Consider the following 18,232-nt stretch of genomic DNA (forward strand, 5'->3'; position numbering starts at 1 on the left):
TTTAATTACTTTCTGGTTGCGATGAAATCATGAAGCCAGTAGTAGCTATCCTTCCGCAACCTGTTATAACTACCATGGCCTTCATTGTCAGCATCAACATAAATAACGCCGTATCGTTTCTCCATTTCACAGCTTCCAGCGCTCACGATATCGATAATTCCCCACACAAAATATGCTTCGACATCCACGCCTTCCCGTACAGCCAACTCAACTTGGTTCATATGGTGTTCGAGATATGAAATTCTGTAATCATCATGAATTCGGTTATCAGGACTTACTTTGTCGCGTGCGCCTAACCCATTCTCGGCGACCATCACAGGCTTTCGATATCGGTCGTACACCTTATGGGCGGCAATCCTTAGCCCAATTGGGTCTATCTGCCATCCCCAGGCAGTGGCTTCAAGGTTAGGATTTTTGAGTGAAGCTACCAAGTTCCCCGGAACTTGTTCCCGCTTTTCATCCACACTGCAGATTGAAGATGAATAATAAGAAAAAGACACGACATCACATGTATTCAATTTCATCGCGTCGCGGTCGTCTTCAGTAATGTCCAGTTCGACATTATGTTCAGACAAAAACCTACCTGCGTAATACCCGTATTCGCCATTTGCTAGCACATCAGCACACCACCACTGATTGATCTGCTCGTCATGAACTAGTTTCATGTTGTCTTCAGGGGTGGGATGCAGAGCATAGTAGTCGAAGCAGCTCACCATACAGACAAATTTTCCCGGCACGCCTATATCGCGACCATATTCTGTTATTAGTGCACTCGCTACCATTTGATAATGAAGACCATTGAATACAGAATTGTAGTCATACGCATGATCATCATTGCCAATTATTCCCAGTCCATTAAATGGGCTGAAATATCCGGCATTAATCTCATTAATAGGGAGCCAGTAATCCACCTCGCTACCCCATCTATCAACGACATATTTCGCCATTTTTAGATAGAGGTCGATGACGTCGCGATGTTTCCATCCTCCGTATTTGTCGACTATCGCAAGAGGGAGCGCATAATGATTAATCGTAATAAAAATCCGGATACCAGCATCAGTAAGACAACGAATGACACGATCATAATATGCCACACCAACTGGATTAGGTTCATCTTCAAACCCAGTTGGGAACAAACGAGCCCAGCTAATTGATAGTCGATATATGTCTAAGCCAAGATCTATGATCTGGCGCAAATCAGACTTCCAGTGCTCGTAGCCTCTCGAGCCGACACGAAAGGGGTATACGGCGTCATCTGCACGGGCTTCTTTTGCATTCTCGACATCATCCTGAGTGAGAAGACGCGTCTGCACCGTATCGTTCGCCGTCCGCGGTATCCATCGACGACAGTCTTGGGTATCGAGCCCCTTCCCATCACAGAGCCCACCTTCATACTGACTAGCAGCAGTAGCGCCACCCCACAGAATACGGTTCATCTCATGCTCCTATCCGCATCAGCATCATGCGACGATCTCCGGCCCCTTATCAACCAGAAGCTATTGGCATCCACCAGCCGTTTCATCTCTTCCGGTGTCATGCTCCGATCCTTAGCAATCTCAGCTAGGGGTGCGCACACATCATCGGGCATCATCACCTCGGTGTGCCACAGTTTCCAAGGCCGATCGATTCGTGTTACGACGGCCCGATGAATTTTATCCACCGAAACAGATTTAATTCCATACCCTGCATTGATATCGGTGTGTGAACCATTGGAAGACCAGTAGTGCAGGATGCTCATAGTATTGCCATCCTGGTCACGCTCACAAGACTTTCCTAGAACAACCACCATGTGACCAGACTCATCTTTTCCTATCTCATCATTCCAGAAGATCTTCATGAAATCGAATTTGTGAATAGTGTCGAACGGAAAATTTCGGTGGCACGAGTTTCTGTACTCATCTGCTGTACCGATGTACATGTTGGTTCCGATTCCCAATTCACGAACAAGTTCAGCGACGCCCGGTCCATTCGCGTTGGCTCGGCCCCACGCACCAACTCCATCGGCTTGAATCGGGTACGCTCGATTCTCGACGGTGTAAGGCTTCAGGTACTCCCACTGTTTCTGTGGGAGAACGTGATCACAGGCATTTTCGTACATTTCAATACTCTTCAGTAGCAGAAGATAGACCGCCGAAGAACAGAACGACGGCGTTGCGAGCTGTGGATTCACCTCAACCCCAGATTCCGAAACGTTAACGGCGCGGTCCATTCCCGCCCAAGTGGTTTGCTGGAAACCTGGAGGAATATTTCTTCCTGTGTGATATCCACCACCCACGGGAAAACACTTCAATGCGCCTTCCATGGATTCTTTCCACATTGTTGTTGGTTTTCTACACGCTGCTTTCGATTCCAACGTGAACTCCGGACTCATGGCCGCCGCCACCGACGCTACACACGTGCCCAGAATCAGCCTTCTTCCCATAATAGGACCGCTAGCGTTCATCGTCATCCCTTCCTTAACTCCTACTGCATTTCTAATTGGGACGTAATTTCATGTTTGGGGAGGTCCAATCCTTTCGATCGTCCTGCCTCCCAACATGCCCCAACTACCGGATGACTTGCGTACATACACCCGCCCAACGATTGTTCAACCATGCTCCGTAACGGGTTGGGACGCACACCGTTGTGGTCAATTCTCGGGGCGAACAAGCCTCCTGCCAGGATTACACGGTTAGCGCTCAGGGTTTTCACAGTTGCTCTTAGTTCGGATGCTGCAGAAGCGACGATGAACGACGCGGTCTCGTCGTCGCTCGCAGACAAAACAATGGGCGCAAAACCTGCCACGTCGGACGGCCGGAGCTCTTTAGTCTCAGCAATGAGGTCCTGCAAACTACATCCGGCAGGCAAGCCAAGAGCGTTGACAACTTCACTAGTAATGGTGGTGTGAGGACCTCGTCCGTCGAGGTCTGCAGCGGCAGCTCTCAAGGCTTTTCTCCCGATCCAGTAACCGGAACCATGGTCGCCAAGCAACCATCCGGCACCGTCTCGGCGATCAACCCAGTGCCACTCCGAGAAACGACCGGCTATCGCTCCGGTGCCTGCCGCAAGAATGGAACCATCACCCGATGTTGCGGCTGACCAATATGCGATTTCTATGTCGGTCGCCACACGAGGGACGACGCGTAGACCGGCAGTGCGGAACGCTTCCTCAACACTGTCCCGAACATGGCGGTTACCAGCCGGACCTGCGCCAGCCGCCCCAACGACAGCTGCTTCCACACGTCCGACCGCAGACTCGGTTAACAGGGCCGTCAAGCAGTCGTTGAGAGCCTGCGACAACGTCGGTCGGCTGATACGAGCAGCACGTTGATATCCCAGTATTGTTCCATCTGCGTCGGTGACGAGGGATCTCACACTCGTTCCACCAATATCGACACCCAAGAAATTCATATCAAGACTCTTTTTCGCGCCTGTCATAGTTCCGCATTAAACATTAAACATATGTCAATATATAAGATTGATTTTTATTCTGTTCTCAACACTGATTTCTATCTACAATTCCGCTTATCTCAAAGATATCCAACTGTGACTCTTTTTTAGAATCCACAAAACCACATGGGGCGATATTCTGGTAATTTTGAATAACGCGACCTACCCCGCGGAAATCAAGTACTCAGAGCACTGAAGAGCCACGCTTCCAGCGTGTTGATGTCGTGCAACAGTCACTTGTTCACGCAAAGTCCGGAACGATCCCCTAGCCTCACTGAACACCCCGTCGAGGCCCATGATGGCCTCAACGTCGGCAGCGTGTGGGGAGACGAGGTTGAGCCGCAACCGGGTCATGCAAATGGTGAACGACTCGACGTTGCCAGGACCACCAACCAGGTCAAGTACTCTCTGCGCGCATTCTTTGTAATCCATGACGTTCTCCTGAAACTCAGTTGTGAGGATGGTCCTCGTCGACAGCGGCGCGAACCGCTCCGCCAGATGTCGTCAGTCGTTCTCGGGCTTGTGCCGCCGTCATGTCCAGCAGGATCATGACGATGGCCGTCTTGGCGTGACCGTCAGCCTCATGAAGGGCGATAACGGCCTGGTCCCGGGTGCATCCCGTCGCGGACACGACGATGAACACAGCACGTTGCCGCAGTTTCTCGTTGCTCGGAGAGACGTCGACCATGAGGTTCCCGTAAGTCTTGCCGAGCCCGACCATGGTCGCCGTGGAGATCATGTTGAGGACGAGTTTTTGTGCCGTTCCGGCCTTCAGACGGGTCGACCCGGTGAGCACCTCTGGGCCGGCGTCGATCTCGACGGGCAGATCGACCTCGTCACTGATGAGGGCGTCATGGTTGCAACACACTGACGCCGTGTGGGCACCGGCCTGCTTGGCGGCGCGCACCGCTCCTATCACCCACGGGGTGCGCCCGGAGGCAGCGAGCCCGACGACGACGTCGTGGAGCCCGGGATGCAGGGCATTGATCTCCTCAGCCCCGCGCTCCTGGTCGTCCTCCGCTCCTTCAACTGCCTGGAACATGGCTTGCTGGCCACCGGCAATGAGACCGACGACCATGGTGGGATGTGTGCTGAAGGTGGGAGGGCACTCGGCAGCGTCGAGAACCCCAAGCCGCCCACTCGTCCCCGCCCCGGCATAGATCAGCCGACCACCGGCCGACAATCCCGCCACCGCAGCCTCGACGATCGCCGCAATGGCAGGAAGCTGCCGGGCGACGGCATCAGGAACACGGTGGTCCTCATCATTCATGACGCGAAGCACCTCGAGGGTCGTCAGCTGATCAAGACCCTCGCTGGCCGGGTTCCGACCCTCCGTGGTGGTGAGCCTAGTGAGATGGTCCATGGACTCGCCTCCTGCGACGACGAAACTTCGTGGTTCCATGTATTGAAACCACGCCCTCTGTACAACGGTGTGGGCCACATAGACCACACTGTCTTCCTGTGGTCCGCATTGGGACCATGCAGTTCAGATGACGTGAAACGATATTACACGAGTATCATTGTTTACGGAAGGGCATTTCATATGGCTGGCAGTCTGTTGCCTCGCATTGACATGGCCAGGTCCACCATGCGCCCGGCGGAGGCGCAGGTTGCCGCAGTGGTCCTTGCTGAACCGGACTGGGCACTCGAAGCATCAACCAGCCGGCTCGCCGAAGCTGCCGGGGTATCCCCCGCATCCGTGGTGCGCTTCTGTCGTGCCCTTGGGCTCAAGGGCTGCCGCGAATTGCGCGCCGAGCTTGCCCGTGACCTGTCTCGCCGCAGCATTGAGATGGAGCGCTCGTCGGTGGCCGAGGGCACCATCTCGCTTGACGACACCTTGGAACAGATGATCTCCAAGATCGCCTTCCATGAGGCTCGCACCATTGAGGACACCGCCCGATCGGTGGACCCGGAAGAGCTCGAAGCTGTGGCCGGCGCCATCTCCATTGCGCCGCGGACCGTCCTCTTCGGAGTCGGTTCCAGCGGGCTCGTGGCCGACGATCTCTCCCAGAAGCTGGAACGCATCGGTCTGGTCTGCCAGCATCACAACGACACCCACGTCCAACTCGTCCATGCCGCACTGTGCGGACAGGCGTGCGTCGCCGTGGGGATCTCGTTCAGCGGTAGCACCCAGGAAGTCGTCGAGGCTCTCACCGTGGCTCGGGCCCACGGTGCCACGACGGTCGCCATGACGGGAGTGCCCCAGTCCCCCGTCGCGCAGCTGTCGGATCACGTTCTCGTCACCCCAGCCCGCGAAACCCAGGTCCGGGCCGGAGCGATGTCTAGCCGAATGTCTCAGTTGGCCGTCATCGACTTCCTCTTCGCCAGGGTCGCTCAGCTGTGCATGGACGATCTTGAAACCCTCCTGACCAGCACCCGAACGGCAGTCAGCACTCACCGGACCTGAGGTCCTCACGTAGACTTGAGCCATGTCGTCACAGACCCTGACAAAGACCTGGAAGTCAATGTGGTGGATCCCCCTCACGAAGGGGATCCTCGCGATCATCGCGGCGGTCGTGGCTGTCGTCTGGTCCCACCAGACCATGGAAGCCCTCGTGGTGATCGTGGGGGTCTACGCCATCGTTGACTCCATCATGACCCTCATCAACGCCCACGCCCTCCACGGCATGGCCGGCACCGGGCTCATGAAGGCCTGGGGAATCATCGGCATCATCGTTGGCCTCGTCCTCGTCATCCACCCCGGATTCTCCCTCCATGTCATCGCCATTCTCATCGGCGTGTGGCTGGTTCTCCTCGGCGTCGCGGCGACCGGTTTCGCGCTGCCCATGAGGTTCATCGCCGAGAAGGCCTGGGGCTGGATGCTCGGCGGTGGCGTCGGACTGTTCGTGCTGGGCATCATCATCGTGGTTCACCCCGGATTCGGTGTGGTGGCGATGAGTTGGCTGCTGGCCATCGGTGTCCTGCTCTACGGAGTCGCTAACATCGCCATCGCAGTAGGGCTCCGAAAGGTCACGAGCTCGATTGTGTCGGCGGTGCGTCGAAACCCGCGCAACACCGTCATCGAGGGCGAGGTCGTCGATTCCCCCAACACTTCTCAGGAGCCCTCGAACCATCGCGAACTCCCGTGAGATGAGTCCGACGTCATCAACCAGGCAGGCCTCAGCGACGAGTCCGTTCGGTGGTTCGACGGCCGGGCTGTGACGCATGTTCGTCGACCGACGTGGATGGCCCAGACCGGCTCGACCATCGTGATCGTTCCAGTCCACTCGGTGTGCCCGAAAGTGGCGGCACTCGGCCCGCCGTGCACGTAGAACCTGTTCGTCCAACACACCTTGGTGGAGTACTTGAGAGCCAGATCCGCATGATGACGTCGTACCCACCGGAATCCACTGCAGGGCGAGCAGTCGGCCACCGGCGTGGACGGCGCTGATGTCCCAGAGCCGCCGCACCGCTCCCAGACCCAGCCGATGCTGGGCGTCAGAAACGATCGTCAATGAACGTCAAGGTAGCGGCCACGACGAGGTCAATGGTGAGGTGGGTCTGCGTCGCAGATCGTCATTCATGACGAAGCATCAGACGGAGGGCGGCCCACGGCGATCATCGTGCTTGTCCTGCATACCGAGGTCGTGATCGAGACGGTCGTCCAAGGACCGAGCCCGGCGCTGGGAGGCCAGACAGGCCCACCAGACCCCGGCACCGATGAAGCCCAGGAAGGACGCGGCCCCACCGAAGGCACCCAGGACGAAGCGCGGATCGCTCAGGCTCGATGCCGTCAGCCCGACGACGTCAAGCACCATGAAGAGGGCGACGCACACCCACGTCAGCACCTCGGCGTGGTGAATCGCCGAATCGAGATCCTGCTCGTCCTCGTTCATCCCAGCAACCTCCTCCCACTCGGTGTACCTTGACGAACCCACAAGGCTTCATCCTGTCGAGCTCGGACCATCATCTGACGATCAGAGGGCTTGACCGGTTTGGGCAGTACCGACGGCGAACCCTTGAGATACGCGTCAAAGCCGTTGGCCACCGCCCGTCCCTCCGCGATGGCCCAGACCACGACAGACTGGCCACGACCCGCGTCGCTGCAGGCGAAGACTCCCGAGACGTTGGTTTCGTAGTCGTCGTTCCGGACGATGTTTTCGCGACTGTCGAATCCCCGACCAAGCTCCTGGACGACTCCATCATGCTCGGGGTGGGCGAATCCCATCGCGAAGATGACCAGGTCAACCGGCCGGTCGTGTCGATGCGGCCCTGATCGAGCCACTCGTCATGAGGCCTGACAGAAGCCAGTCGGGCCTTGATCTGGGACATGCGTCGTCGTGGACGGTGGTCGAAGGTCATCAGTACTCCTTTCGACGCACGCAGGTGTGTTGCACATTCTGTAAACACACTCGGTCCGAGAGACAGGTTGTCACACGGTGACCACTCCTTGACACGAATGTCCGCGTTGTGGACTCATCGAGACACAGCTACTCACCCTGAGCGGCTGGGCGCCCGCTGCACTCGTCATCCTTGCCGTGACGGCGCTGCAGGATGATCAGGATGACGACCGCGCCGATGAAGACCATCAGGGCAGTGACGTCGTTGAGCCGCCATTGTCCCACGTGATGGGCCGGATCAATGCGCAGCCGCTCCACCCAGAAACGACCAAAGGTATAGACCGCTACGTAAAGGGTGAACAAACGGCCATGGTCGAGCTTCCGACATCGATCCGCCCAGATCAGGAATGCTGCTCCGGCCAGGTTCCACAGCAGTTCGTACAAGAAAGTGGGATGGAAGGTGGAGTATTGCAGGTACCCCGAAGGTCGATGGGCAAGGTCGATCTCGAGTCCCCATGGCAGCGTCGTCGGGCGTCCGAAGAGCTCCTGGTTGAACCAGTTCCCGAGACGTCCGATGGCCTGAGCGGCCAGGATGCCCGGTGCCAGGGAATCGGCCACCGGGGCGAACGTTATCCCCTTGTGTCGGCAGTACAGCCAGATCACCACGCTCCCCAGGGCGATGGCACCCCAAATACCCAGGCCACCCTCCCAGATGTAGAAGCAGTGGTACCAGGTCCGACCGGGACCGAAGTAGAGCTGATGGTCTGTGATGACGTGGTACAGGCGCCCACCGATGATGCCAGCGACGACCGCGAGGGCACACAACTCCTCGAAGTGCTCCTGCTTACCACCTCGGGAGAGGTAGCGACGCTCGCCACTGACGTAGGCAATGATGATTCCGGCCAGAATGCACAGGGCGTAAATGTGAATCGTCAGCGGTCCGAGGTGAAAGGCCTCGACCGATGGGCTGGGGATCGACAGCAGGTTCACTGGAGTCGCGCCCGCCGCACTCCGGACACCAGGTCATCGACGATGGTGCGCATCCGGTCGATACCGACGTGTGCAGTCTCCCCTTGCTCCTCCGCCTCGACGAGGGCGCGGACAAGAGCGGACCCGACGATGACACCGTCGGCGAAGGAACCAACCCCAGCTGCCTGGTCACCGTTGGAGACGCCCAGACCGACGCCAACGGGAATCTGTGAGCTGACGGCCTTGACGCGAGACACCAGTTCGGGGGCGGCTGAGGAGGTCTGGATACGAGTTCCCGTCACCCCCATGACGGAGGTGGCGTAGACCCAGCCACGGCAGGCGGCGACGGTGGAGGCCAACCTCTCGTCGGTCGAGGACGGGGCCACCAGGAAGACTCGGTCCAGACCATGGGCCTCCGACACCGCCATCCACTCCTCCGCCTCGTCAGGAGTGAGGTCAGGGGTGATGAGCCCGGCCCCGCCGGCCGATGCCAGATCTCGGGCATAGGCGTCAACCCCGTAGTGCTCGACGAGATTCCAGTAGGTCATGACGACACACGGGGTGCCGGTGTCGGCCACCGCCTCAGCAGCGAGCAGGGTGTCACGAGTGCGCACCCCGCGCTCGAGTGCTCGAGTGGTGGCGTGCTGGATGACGGTCCCGTCCATCATGGGGTCGGAATAGGGCATCCCGATCTCGACGAGATCGACGCCGATACCAGTCGTACCGGTCGTGAGAGCCTTCATGGCGTCGATGGAATCGGGTACCGAGGGGTGCCCCACCGGCAGGTAACCAACCAGGGCCGGACGATTCTCCTCACGGGCCTTCAGGTAGGCACTCGCACTACTGGTCATTCCATACCTCCGGTGGTGGCGTCAACACTGCCGTCGATGTCGAACCACGCGAGAGCGGTGTCGACGTCCTTGTCCCCTCGTCCCGACACGGTGACGATGACGATCGGCGGCTCACCGTCGTGGTCCGGCAGGTCCTTGGCAATCCGCAGGACGCCGGCCACGGCGTGAGCCGACTCAATGGCGGGCATGATGCCCTCGGTCTGGGTGAGGGTGCGCAGAGCCTTCATGGCGTCGCGGTCGTTCACGGGGAGATAGGTGGCTCGCTTGTTGGCGGCCAACCAGGAGTGCTCGGGACCGACACCGGGGTAGTCCAGGCCGGCCGAGATGGAATGGGACTCCATCGTCTGACCGTCCGCGTCCTGCAAGATGTAGGTGCGAGTGCCGTGCAGCACGCCGACCGAACCTCCGGTGATCGACGCGGCGTGACGTCCGGTCTCGAGGCCGTCGCCGCCAGCCTCGAATCCGTAGAGGCGAACCTCGGGGTCGTCGATGAACTGGGCGAAGGAGCCGATGGCGTTGGATCCGCCGCCAACACAGGCACAAACCGCGTCCGGGAGTCGCCCCGTGCGGTCGCGACACTGCTGGCGCGACTCGACCGAGATGACTCGTTGGAACTCGCGCACCAGCTTTGGGAACGGGTGCGGACCCGAGGCAGTGCCGATGAGGTAATGGGTGTCGTCAACGTGGGCGACCCAGTCACGCATGGCCTCGTTCATGGCGTCCTTGAGAGTACGAGAGCCAGCCTTCACGGCGACGACCTCAGCGCCCAGGAGCTGCATACGAGCGACGTTGAGAGCCTGACGCTCAGTGTCGACCTGGCCCATGTAGATCCGGCACTCCATGCCCATCAGGGCCGCCACGGTGGCCGTCGCCACCCCATGCTGACCAGCACCCGTCTCGGCGATGAGGCGATGCTTGCCCATCCGTCGGGCCAGCAGGACCTGCCCCAGCACATTGTTGATCTTGTGTGAACCGGTGTGATTGAGGTCCTCACGCTTGAGCAGGACCCGGACCTCGCGACCGGTGTGCTCAGCCACGTACTCGGAGAACCGGGGAGCCTCCGTCAGAGGGGAGGGACGCCCCGCGTAGTCACGACGCAGTACATCCAGCTCGGCATGGAAGTCAGGGTCAGTGAGGGCGGCCTCGAAGGTCTCCTCAAGCTGGTTAAGGGCAGTCTGAAGTGCTTCGGGGACGAAGCGGCCACCAAAAGCGTCAAAGTGGCCTTGGGCGTCGGGCAGGTCTCGTGCGGACATGGTCATCCTTTCCGTGGGATGTCAGGGGGTCAGACGGTGGCGTCATGGATCTCGCGAAGCACCTGGGCTGGTTCCCGTGGCGAACCAGCATCTCCCCCACCAGCACCGCATCGGCACCACATTCATGAGCCTCGACGGCGTCGTCCACGCAGAGGATTCCGGACTCGGCCACCTTGACGGCGTTCTCTGGCAATTCACCGAGAAGGGTGCCGAAGATGGCGCTGTCGACGTCGAGGGTCTTGAGGTTGCGCGCGTTCACCCCGACGAGGCGGGGGTCAAGGGCTGCTGCCCGAACGGCCTCTTCGGGGGTGTGCACCTCGACCAATGGGGTCATGCCCAGCTCGGTCACAAGGCCGTGGAGGCGTCGCAGCTCGTCGTCGGGCAGGGCAGCGACGATGAGAAGGACGAGATCGGCGCCGTGCGCGCGTGCCTCGAGAACCTGGTACTCGGTGACGACGAAATCCTTGCGGAGAATCGGAATGTCGACCTTCTCACGCACCGCGTCGAGGTCGGCGAGGGATCCTTGGAAACGACGCTCCTCAGTAAGAACACTGATGGCGGCTGCTCCGCCAATACGGTACTGATCGGCCAGCGCAGCAGGATCGCCTATCGTCGCGAGGTGGCCCCTCGACGGACTGGACCTCTTGACCTCGGAGATGACCGACAGACCAGGAGCGGTCAGACGGGGAATGGGGTCGATGGCGGGTGTGACGAGTTCGATCGCCTCGCGAAGATTGTCCGAGGTGATCATGAGCTGACGCTCATGCAGGTCCTCGAGAACACCAGCGATGATCTCGTCAAGAACTGTTCCGGTGGCGGTGGGCGACATTCAGCGCGCTCCGCCGTCACCCGCGGCCCGCATCACCAGGGTGACGACACCGCCAAGAAGGACGAGAGCACCGCCAACAGTGCAATTGGTGCAATCAGCGCTCATGGTGTTCCCTTCGGTGGTCAGGCGCGGAACGATCCACGCAACTGCTCGATGATGCGGGTGAACTCCCCGAGCTGGTCAGGGGGAGCCGTCGGATACCCGCAACGCGGCGAATTCAGTAATAATCCTATCCTGATCAACCGCCGGAGCAGACGTGACGACCATTGTGCGAGCCACTCCCGTCCTCATGTGCCACCTGACCGGAATACGATCCCGCCGATTCGACGTACTCGGGTTCTGCCTTGATCAGAGCCCGCGGTTGAGTCAGGGACTGTGACAGGGTGGGACCTTCTCCTCTGTCCACAGTGTCCCACGCCGATCGCGGATCTGCGACCAGTTCTCCGGTGCAACAAGCCGACCAACAGGCCTACCCATCGTCATGGAGTGACAATCATCAGTCCGCCCGTGACGCGCGCACCCGTCAGCCCGATTCCGGTACACTCCATCCAGGTGTGCCGGGAAGCGACGCTGACAAGAATGACAGCCAGGATCGGGGAGGCGGCAAGAACCATTCACCACCCGGCCCGGATCGACGTCCTCACTGTGCGTCCTCCCACAGCGGATGCAAGGCCCCAGCGTCCTGAATTGCCTGTATGACGGCGGCCGCCTTGTTCTGACACTCGGAATTCTCCTGGGCGGCGAGCGAGTCCAGCACGATTCCGGCCCCGGCCTGTACGTGGGCGACCTCGTCCTTGAGAACGGCGGTCCGGATGGCGATGGCGCAGTCCGAGTTGCCGTGCAGGTCGAAGTACCCGACGACACCGCCGTAGACGCCACGTCGGGTGGTCTCGAGCTCCTCGATGATCCGCATGGCGGAGATCTTCGGCGCCCCGGACAGGGTGCCAGCCGGGAAACACGACATCGTCACGTCGACGGCGTCCAGGCCGTCAACGATCTGTCCGGTCACCACTGCCTCCAGGTGCATGACGTGGGAATAGCGGCCCACGTGCATGAATTCGGTGACGTTGACCGTACCAGGCACGCAGACCCGACCCAGGTCGTTGCGTCCCAGATCGACGAGCATGGTGTGCTCGGAACGCTCCTTGGGGTCTGCCAGCAGCTCGTCCTCCATGGACCGGTCCTCGACCGCAGTATGTCCGCGCGGACGAGTACCGGCAATGGGGTGAGTCGTCGCAACGCCGTCAACCACCGTCACCAGGGCCTCGGGGGAGGACCCGATGACGTCGAATCCAGGCAGTCGTAGCAGGTAGAGGTAGGGGCTGGGATTGGTGCGACGCAGCTGACGGTAGATGTCAAGGGCGTCGGCCTTGGTCTCGACGTCGAAGCGCTGGCTGGGAACGACCTGGAAGATGTCACCGTCACGAATCCGCTCGATGGCGGTGTTGACCAGCTCGCCGAACTCTTCGGGCGTGCGTTGACGTCGTACCTGGCTCACAACGCGGTCCGTGACTCGGGCCGTCAGCACCTTTCGCGGCTCGGCCAACCTCGTCACCATCGCCTCGAGGGCGGCAACCGCGTCGTCGTAGGCCTGATCGACATCAGTGTTGTCCACCACCTGATTGGAGATGAGCCACAGCTCACCGCGCTGGTGGTCGAACACCGCCATCTCCCCGACGAACATGAGGCAGGCCACCGGAAGGCCCAGGTCATCGACGAGATCGTCCCCGATGTCCTCCAGACGACGAACCATGTCGTAGCCGATATATCCAACAAAACCGCTCGTCAAGGGTGGAAGCCCCGGCTCGGCCAGGGTGTTCAGGGCGGCCAGGGCCTCCTTGAGGACCTCAAGCGGGTCATCGCTGACGGTCAACCCAGCAGGCGGTTCGCCGATCCAGTCCATCGAACGCCCGTCGGTGGTCAGAGCACAGCGGGTGTTGACCCCGATGAAGGACCACCGCGACCGGACGCCCGACTCAGCGGACTCCAGCAGGAACGTCAGTCGTCGATTCCCGCACAGATGCCGGTAGAGACCAATCGGGGTGTCGTCATCGCAGACCAGTGTGGTCCGCACCGAGACGACAGTGTGCTCCCCCGCTCGGGCCGCGAAGTCCTCACGTGATGGGGTGACGTCGATCATCACTCGGCCTCCTCATCCAGCAGCACATCGGCGTCGAAACAGGTACGGTCCCCGGTGTGGCAGGCCCCTCCGACCTGGTCGACGCGCAGTAGCAGGGTGTCGCCGTCACAGTCGAGTTGAACTGAGCGAACGTGCTGGGTGTGGCCTGACGTCTCCCCCTTGACCCAGTACTCCTGACGCGATCGGGACCAGTATGTCGCACGACGGGTGGTCAAGGTACGGGCCAGGGCGACATCGTCCATCCAAGCCATCATGAGGACGTCCCCAGTGGTGGCGTCCTGGACCACGGCGGGCACCAGACCAGCGTCGTTGCGTCGCAGACGCGCTGCGATGCCGGAATCGAGAGGATGTTCTTCAGTCAGCACGGGCCTCATTGAACACCGAACCCCCGACAGTGGGAGCCCCCGCCGCGTGTCGGACCAGTGCTGGCAAGATGGACCCATAGCTCGAAGGAGGACCTCAATGTCCATTGCACGAGATGAACGGGCCGGACTGGCTGCAGACCTGTCACGACTTGGCCCCGATGCCCCGACTCTGTGCGAGGGCTGGACGGCCCGAGACCTGTTGACCCACGTCCTGCTCCGGGAGAATGATCCGTTGGCCGTCCCTGGCATGGCCGTCAGTGTCTTCGACGCCGTCACCCAGGCTCGTGCCGACAAATTGGAAGCTTCCGGATCCTTCGAGGATCAGGTGGTACGTTTCGCCCACGGGCCAGATCGTTTCTCGATCTTCCGCATCCCGGGAATGGACGCTGCCGCCAACTCTATGGAGTACTTCATTCACCATGAGGATCTGCTCCGGGCCCAGCCCGGCTGGCAACCCCGGCAGTTGGACCACCGTACTGAGCTTGGGCTCGCGAGGATCATCCGAAAGCACGGACGTGCTCTGACTCGTCGCTGCCCTGTGGGCGTGCGCGTTGAGATGACCGAGTTCAAGGACCCCCTCACCCTTCACCCTGGTGACCGCATCGTCACCATCGTCGGTGCAGCTTCGGAAATCCTGCTGCTGCTCACCGGGCGCACTTCGGTCGCTCAGGTCGATGTTCTCGGCGAGCCGGCCACCATCTCCGAGTTCATGCGCTCCGACCACTCGTTGTGAGGGCCGGAACGCACGAACCCAACCGTGTGGGTCAGGACAGCTTCTCAAGGATGAGCTCCCTGACCCGCTTTGCGTCTGCCTGTCCCTTCATGGCCTTCATGACCTGACCGATGAGCGCGCCGACGGCCTGGACCTTGCCGCCGCGGATTTTCTCGGCAATCTGCGGGTTGGCAGCGATGACACCGTCAACAGCCGCGCCCAGGGCGGCATCGTCGGAGACGACGGCCAGACCGCGGCCACCGACCACCTGCTGAGGATCTCCCTCACCAGCGATGACGCCGTCAATGACCTGACGAGCCAGCTTGTCGGTGAGAGTGCCGTCATCGACGAGCTCCTGCAGTTGGGCGACTTGAGTCGGGGTCATACCGACCTCCGACAGGTCCACCCCGGCCTCGTTGGCACGACGGGACAGCTCGGTGAGCCACCACTTGCGCGCCGCAGCTGGCTGGCATCCGGCATTGACGGTCTCCTCCAGGAGATCGAGGGCGCCGGCATTGACGACCGCAGTCATCTCCAGCTCGGAGAACTGCCACTGGGAGGCCAGACGCGCCTTCTTGGCAGCCGGTAGCTCCGGCAGCCTGGCGCGAAGATCCTCCACCCATTCCCGAGACGGCGCGATCGGCACCAGGTCAGGCTCGGGGAAGTAGCGGTAGTCCTCGGCGTCGGACTTGTCACGTCCAGCGATGGTGTACTCGCCGCTCTCCTGCCACATCCGGGTCTGCTGACGGACCTTGCGTCCCTCGGACAGGATGAATCCCTGACGCTGGATCTCGTAGGTCAGGGCTCCCTCGACCGAGCGCAGCGAGTTGACGTTCTTGGTCTCAGTGCGGGTGCCCAGGGTGCTACTGCCACGCGGCATGAGGGAAACGTTGGCGTCGCAACGCAGGTTGCCGCGCTCCATCCTGGCCTCAGAGACACCCAGGGCTATCATGATGTCGCGCAGCTGAGCCATGTAGGCCCGTGCAACCTGGGGCGCCTTGGCTCCCAACCCACGAATCGGCTTGGTGACGATCTCGATGAGCGGAACGCCAGCACGGTTGTAGTCCATGAGGGAGTGGCTGGCACCTGAGATACGTCCGTCGGAGCCGCCGACGTGCAAGGACTTCCCGGCGTCCTCCTCCATGTGGGCACGCTCGATGTCGACACGGAAGATCTCGCCGTCGACCTCGACGTCGAGCCAGCCGTCATAGCAGATCGGCTCATCGTACTGGGAGGTCTGGTAATTCTTCGTCATGTCCGGGTAGAAGTAGTTCTTCCGGGCCATTCGACAGTACTCGGCGATCGTGCAGTTGAGGGCCAGGCCGATGCGAGTGGCCGACTCCACGGCGCGACCGTTGATGGCCGGCATCGACCCCGGAAGCCCCAGACAGACCGGGCAGACGTTGGTGTTGGGATCCTTCTCGGTGTCCGTGGAACATCCGCAGAACATCTTGGTCGCCGTCGACAGCTCGACGTGAACCTCGAGTCCGATGACTGGCTCGTAGTCGGCCATCACCTCGTCATAGGGCAGCAGTTCGTCAGTCATCGTGCCCCTCCTCTCCCCTCAGCTCGGGAGCCTTCGCCAGCAGCGGGGCACCCCACATCTCGTTCAGCAGCCGTTCCAGCGCCGCACCCACCCGATAGACGCGGTCATCCGCCATGATCGGGGCCATCACCTGCATACCGACGGGCATACCGTTGGTCTCGGACAAGCCAATCGGGAAGGATCCGGCAGGACTGCCGGCCATGTTGGCCGGGATGGTGCACAGGTCGGAGCGGTACATCGCCATCGGGTCGGCGGTGCGCTCCCCCAACCGGAATGCCGTCGTCGGGGTGGCCGGGGAGACGAGCACGTCACAGCTGTGCCAGGCCTTCTCGAAGTCACGCTGGATGAGGGTGCGGACCTTCTGGGCCGAGCCGTAGTAGGCGTCGTAGTAGCCGGCTGACAAGGCATACGTACCCAGGATGATGCGACGTTTGGCCTCGGCGCCGAATCCGGCACCACGGGTGGCCCGCATGACCTGCTCGGCGGAGTGCCTGCCGTCATCGTCGACGCGTAGGCCGTAGCGCATGGCGTCGTAGCGGGACAAGTTGCTGGAAACCTCGGCAGGCTGGATGAGGTAGTAGGCAGGCAGGGCCAGGTCGAAGTTGGGGCAGGAGACCTCGACGATCTCTGCGCCGGCCTTCGTCAGGATCTCGAGGGCCTCGTTGAATCGGGCCTCGACCTGCGGGTCATACCCTTCGCCGGCGAATTCGGTGACCACGCCGATCCGCATGCCGGCGACGTCCGGCTGACTCGCAGCCACGACGATGTCGGGAGTAGGTCGGTCAATGGTCGTCTGGTCCATCGAGTCATGACCGGCTATCACCTGGTGCAGCAAGGCCGCATCCAGGACGGTACGAGCGCAGGGCCCAGGGGTGTCCAGGGAGGAGGCCATGGCAATGACACCGTACCGGGACGTCGATCCGTAGGTCGGCTTGATGCCGACGGTGCCGGTCACCGCACCGGGCTGACGAATGGATCCGCCGGTGTCGGTGCCGAGAGCCAACGGGGACTGGAAAGCGGCCAGGCTGGCAGCAGATCCGCCACCCGAGCCACCAGGAACCCGATCAAGATCCCACGGGTTGTGGGTGGGGCCGAAGGCAGAGGTCTCGGTCGAGGAACCCATTGCGAACTCGTCCAGATTCGTCTTGCCCAGGACCACCATGCCGACGTCCTTGCATCGGGTGACGATGGTCGAGTCATAGGGCGGGATCCATCCCTCCAGCATTCGGGACGAGGCCGTGGTGGCCAGTCCCTTGGTGCAGAAGAGATCCTTCACGGCCAGCGGCACGCCGGCCAGCGGGCCGAGCTTCTCACCGTGGACGATCCGGGAGTCGATACGTCGGGCAGTCTCCAGGGCGCCGTCGTGGTCAACCAACAGGAAGGCATGCACGTCAGCGTCGACCTCGTCAATGCGGTCCAGGTGCGCCTGCGTGACCTCCTCACTGGAGACGTCACGGGACGCAATTCGCGCGCCGAGTTCGGCGGCGGTCAGGGTGACAAGCTCGTTCACTGTGCCTCCTCGTCCAGGATGCGGGGCACGCGGAAGCGCTGATCCTCACTACGAGGGGCCATTCTCAGGGCATCATCAGCCGACATCGACTCCTTGATGACGTCCTCGCGGAAGACGTTGGACAGCGGCAGAGCGTGCGAAGTAGGTGGCACGTCGTCGGTGGCGACGGCTGACACTGCGGCCACCGCGTCGAGGATCGCGTCAAGCTGAGGAGCCAGATACGCGGTCTCGTCGCCGGTGAGGTCGATGCGTGCCAAGCCGGCCAGGCGAACGACGTCATCCGGCGTGAGGGCCACGATGAATCTCCTGGTTGACGGCATGGGGGCGGAATGCCCTCGGACCATCCTA

General features: G+C 61.0%; 16 protein-coding genes and 4 pseudogenes. 3 read left to right on the forward strand and 17 right to left on the reverse strand.

Annotated elements, in window-relative coordinates:
• Positions 1-5: 5 nt before the first annotated feature.
• The 5 genes and pseudogenes from ACSJJT_RS01130 to murQ all read right to left on the reverse strand — a co-directional run bounded on the left by ACSJJT_RS01130 (position 6) and on the right by murQ (position 4,792).
• Positions 6-1,436 carry a glycoside hydrolase family 1 protein gene (locus ACSJJT_RS01130; RefSeq protein ID WP_435916555.1) on the reverse strand — a complete coding sequence of 477 codons (1,431 nt, stop codon included), beginning with the start codon at positions 1,434-1,436 and terminating at the stop codon, positions 6-8.
• Positions 1,433-2,449: a Tat (twin-arginine translocation) pathway signal sequence gene (locus tag ACSJJT_RS01135; RefSeq protein ID WP_435916556.1), complete on the reverse strand. Its 1,017-nt coding sequence runs from the start codon at positions 2,447-2,449 to the stop codon at positions 1,433-1,435. Before ACSJJT_RS01135 ends, ACSJJT_RS01130 begins: the two co-directional genes overlap by 4 nt.
• 14 nt (positions 2,450-2,463) lie before the next feature.
• Positions 2,464-3,390: an N-acetylglucosamine kinase gene (locus ACSJJT_RS01140; protein WP_435917007.1), complete on the reverse strand. Its 927-nt coding sequence runs from the start codon at positions 3,388-3,390 to the stop codon at positions 2,464-2,466.
• Positions 3,391-3,690: 300 nt separating this feature from the next.
• Positions 3,691-3,861: pseudogene (locus ACSJJT_RS01145) on the reverse strand (PTS sugar transporter subunit IIB); the annotation flags it as partial.
• 16 nt (positions 3,862-3,877) lie between these two features.
• Complete coding sequence (gene murQ, locus ACSJJT_RS01150; RefSeq protein WP_435916557.1) at positions 3,878-4,792, reverse strand: N-acetylmuramic acid 6-phosphate etherase; 915 nt, start codon at positions 4,790-4,792, stop codon at positions 3,878-3,880.
• A 180-nt stretch (positions 4,793-4,972) separates the two neighbouring features.
• Between murQ and ACSJJT_RS01155 the strand changes: the two genes are divergently transcribed.
• Positions 4,973-5,836, forward strand: a complete 864-nt coding sequence (locus ACSJJT_RS01155; RefSeq protein WP_435916558.1) for a MurR/RpiR family transcriptional regulator — start codon at positions 4,973-4,975, stop codon at positions 5,834-5,836.
• A gap of 22 nt (positions 5,837-5,858) precedes the next feature.
• Positions 5,859-6,518, forward strand: a complete 660-nt coding sequence (locus ACSJJT_RS01160) for an HdeD family acid-resistance protein (protein ID WP_435916559.1) — start codon at positions 5,859-5,861, stop codon at positions 6,516-6,518.
• Positions 6,519-6,962: 444 nt separating this feature from the next.
• Here the strand turns inward: ACSJJT_RS01160 and ACSJJT_RS01165 are convergent, their stop codons facing one another.
• From ACSJJT_RS01165 to hisI, 9 genes and pseudogenes are all read right to left on the reverse strand, one after another.
• Positions 6,963-7,265: a hypothetical protein gene (locus ACSJJT_RS01165; protein WP_435916560.1), complete on the reverse strand. Its 303-nt coding sequence runs from the start codon at positions 7,263-7,265 to the stop codon at positions 6,963-6,965.
• Positions 7,262-7,630, reverse strand: a pseudogene (locus tag ACSJJT_RS01170) (hypothetical protein); the annotation flags it as partial. The gene ACSJJT_RS01165 and the pseudogene ACSJJT_RS01170, both read right to left, overlap by 4 nt.
• 229 nt (positions 7,631-7,859) lie before the next feature.
• Complete coding sequence (lgt, locus tag ACSJJT_RS01175; RefSeq protein WP_435916561.1) at positions 7,860-8,699, reverse strand: prolipoprotein diacylglyceryl transferase; 840 nt, start codon at positions 8,697-8,699, stop codon at positions 7,860-7,862.
• Positions 8,696-9,529: a tryptophan synthase subunit alpha gene (gene trpA / locus ACSJJT_RS01180; protein ID WP_435916562.1), complete on the reverse strand. Its 834-nt coding sequence runs from the start codon at positions 9,527-9,529 to the stop codon at positions 8,696-8,698. Before trpA ends, lgt begins: the two co-directional genes overlap by 4 nt.
• Positions 9,526-10,782 (reverse strand): tryptophan synthase subunit beta, encoded by a 1,257-nt coding sequence (gene trpB / locus ACSJJT_RS01185; RefSeq protein WP_435916565.1) that lies wholly within the window; start codon positions 10,780-10,782, stop codon positions 9,526-9,528. Before trpB ends, trpA begins: the two co-directional genes overlap by 4 nt.
• A 29-nt stretch (positions 10,783-10,811) precedes the next feature.
• Positions 10,812-11,611 (reverse strand): annotated as a pseudogene (gene trpC, locus ACSJJT_RS01190) (indole-3-glycerol phosphate synthase TrpC).
• Positions 11,612-11,832: pseudogene (locus ACSJJT_RS01195) on the reverse strand (HGxxPAAW family protein).
• A gap of 419 nt (positions 11,833-12,251) precedes the next feature.
• Entirely contained in the window at positions 12,252-13,751 is a 1,500-nt protein-coding gene (gene trpE, locus ACSJJT_RS01200; protein WP_435916566.1) for an anthranilate synthase component I, read from the reverse strand.
• Positions 13,751-14,125 (reverse strand): phosphoribosyl-AMP cyclohydrolase, encoded by a 375-nt coding sequence (gene hisI, locus ACSJJT_RS01205; RefSeq protein WP_435916567.1) that lies wholly within the window; start codon positions 14,123-14,125, stop codon positions 13,751-13,753. Before hisI ends, trpE begins: the two co-directional genes overlap by 1 nt.
• A gap of 88 nt (positions 14,126-14,213) precedes the next feature.
• Between hisI and ACSJJT_RS01210 the strand changes: the two genes are divergently transcribed.
• Entirely contained in the window at positions 14,214-14,849 is a 636-nt protein-coding gene (locus ACSJJT_RS01210) for a TIGR03085 family metal-binding protein (protein WP_435916568.1), read from the forward strand.
• Between the two features lie 31 nt (positions 14,850-14,880).
• Here ACSJJT_RS01210 and gatB read toward each other — a convergent pair whose 3' ends face one another.
• The 3 genes from gatB to gatC are packed head-to-tail and all read right to left on the reverse strand — an operon-like array spanning position 14,881 to position 18,204.
• Positions 14,881-16,374 carry an Asp-tRNA(Asn)/Glu-tRNA(Gln) amidotransferase subunit GatB gene (gene gatB / locus ACSJJT_RS01215; protein WP_435916569.1) on the reverse strand — a complete coding sequence of 498 codons (1,494 nt, stop codon included), beginning with the start codon at positions 16,372-16,374 and terminating at the stop codon, positions 14,881-14,883.
• Positions 16,367-17,884 (reverse strand): Asp-tRNA(Asn)/Glu-tRNA(Gln) amidotransferase subunit GatA, encoded by a 1,518-nt coding sequence (gene gatA, locus ACSJJT_RS01220; RefSeq protein ID WP_435916570.1) that lies wholly within the window; start codon positions 17,882-17,884, stop codon positions 16,367-16,369. The genes gatB and gatA overlap by 8 nt, the downstream gene beginning before the upstream one ends.
• On the reverse strand, positions 17,881-18,204 hold the full coding sequence (gene gatC, locus ACSJJT_RS01225) for an Asp-tRNA(Asn)/Glu-tRNA(Gln) amidotransferase subunit GatC (protein ID WP_435916571.1): 324 nt from the start codon (positions 18,202-18,204) through the stop codon (positions 17,881-17,883). Before gatC ends, gatA begins: the two co-directional genes overlap by 4 nt.
• Between the last annotated feature and the right edge of the window lie 28 nt (positions 18,205-18,232).

The sequence above is a fragment of the Cutibacterium nasicola genome (genome assembly GCF_051303185.1).
Taxonomy (GTDB): domain Bacteria; phylum Actinomycetota; class Actinomycetes; order Propionibacteriales; family Propionibacteriaceae; genus Cutibacterium.

Coding starts and splice junctions, on each gene's coding strand:
- ACSJJT_RS01135 (WP_435916556.1), bottom strand. CDS start 2,449: ATGACGATGAACGCTAGCGGTCCTATTATGGGAAGAAGGCTGATTCTG.
- trpB (WP_435916565.1), bottom strand. CDS start 10,782: ATGTCCGCACGAGACCTGCCCGACGCCCAAGGCCACTTTGACGCTTTT.
- ACSJJT_RS01140 (WP_435917007.1), bottom strand. CDS start 3,390: ATGAATTTCTTGGGTGTCGATATTGGTGGAACGAGTGTGAGATCCCTC.
- gatC (WP_435916571.1), bottom strand. CDS start 18,204: ATGCCGTCAACCAGGAGATTCATCGTGGCCCTCACGCCGGATGACGTC.
- ACSJJT_RS01160 (WP_435916559.1), top strand. CDS start 5,859: ATGTCGTCACAGACCCTGACAAAGACCTGGAAGTCAATGTGGTGGATC.
- trpE (WP_435916566.1), bottom strand. CDS start 13,751: ATGATCGACGTCACCCCATCACGTGAGGACTTCGCGGCCCGAGCGGGG.
- ACSJJT_RS01210 (WP_435916568.1), top strand. CDS start 14,214: ATGTCCATTGCACGAGATGAACGGGCCGGACTGGCTGCAGACCTGTCA.
- ACSJJT_RS01155 (WP_435916558.1), top strand. CDS start 4,973: ATGGCTGGCAGTCTGTTGCCTCGCATTGACATGGCCAGGTCCACCATG.
- trpA (WP_435916562.1), bottom strand. CDS start 9,529: ATGACCAGTAGTGCGAGTGCCTACCTGAAGGCCCGTGAGGAGAATCGT.
- ACSJJT_RS01130 (WP_435916555.1), bottom strand. CDS start 1,436: ATGAACCGTATTCTGTGGGGTGGCGCTACTGCTGCTAGTCAGTATGAA.
- gatB (WP_435916569.1), bottom strand. CDS start 16,374: ATGACTGACGAACTGCTGCCCTATGACGAGGTGATGGCCGACTACGAG.
- murQ (WP_435916557.1), bottom strand. CDS start 4,792: ATGGACCATCTCACTAGGCTCACCACCACGGAGGGTCGGAACCCGGCC.
- hisI (WP_435916567.1), bottom strand. CDS start 14,125: ATGAGGCCCGTGCTGACTGAAGAACATCCTCTCGATTCCGGCATCGCA.
- ACSJJT_RS01165 (WP_435916560.1), bottom strand. CDS start 7,265: ATGAACGAGGACGAGCAGGATCTCGATTCGGCGATTCACCACGCCGAG.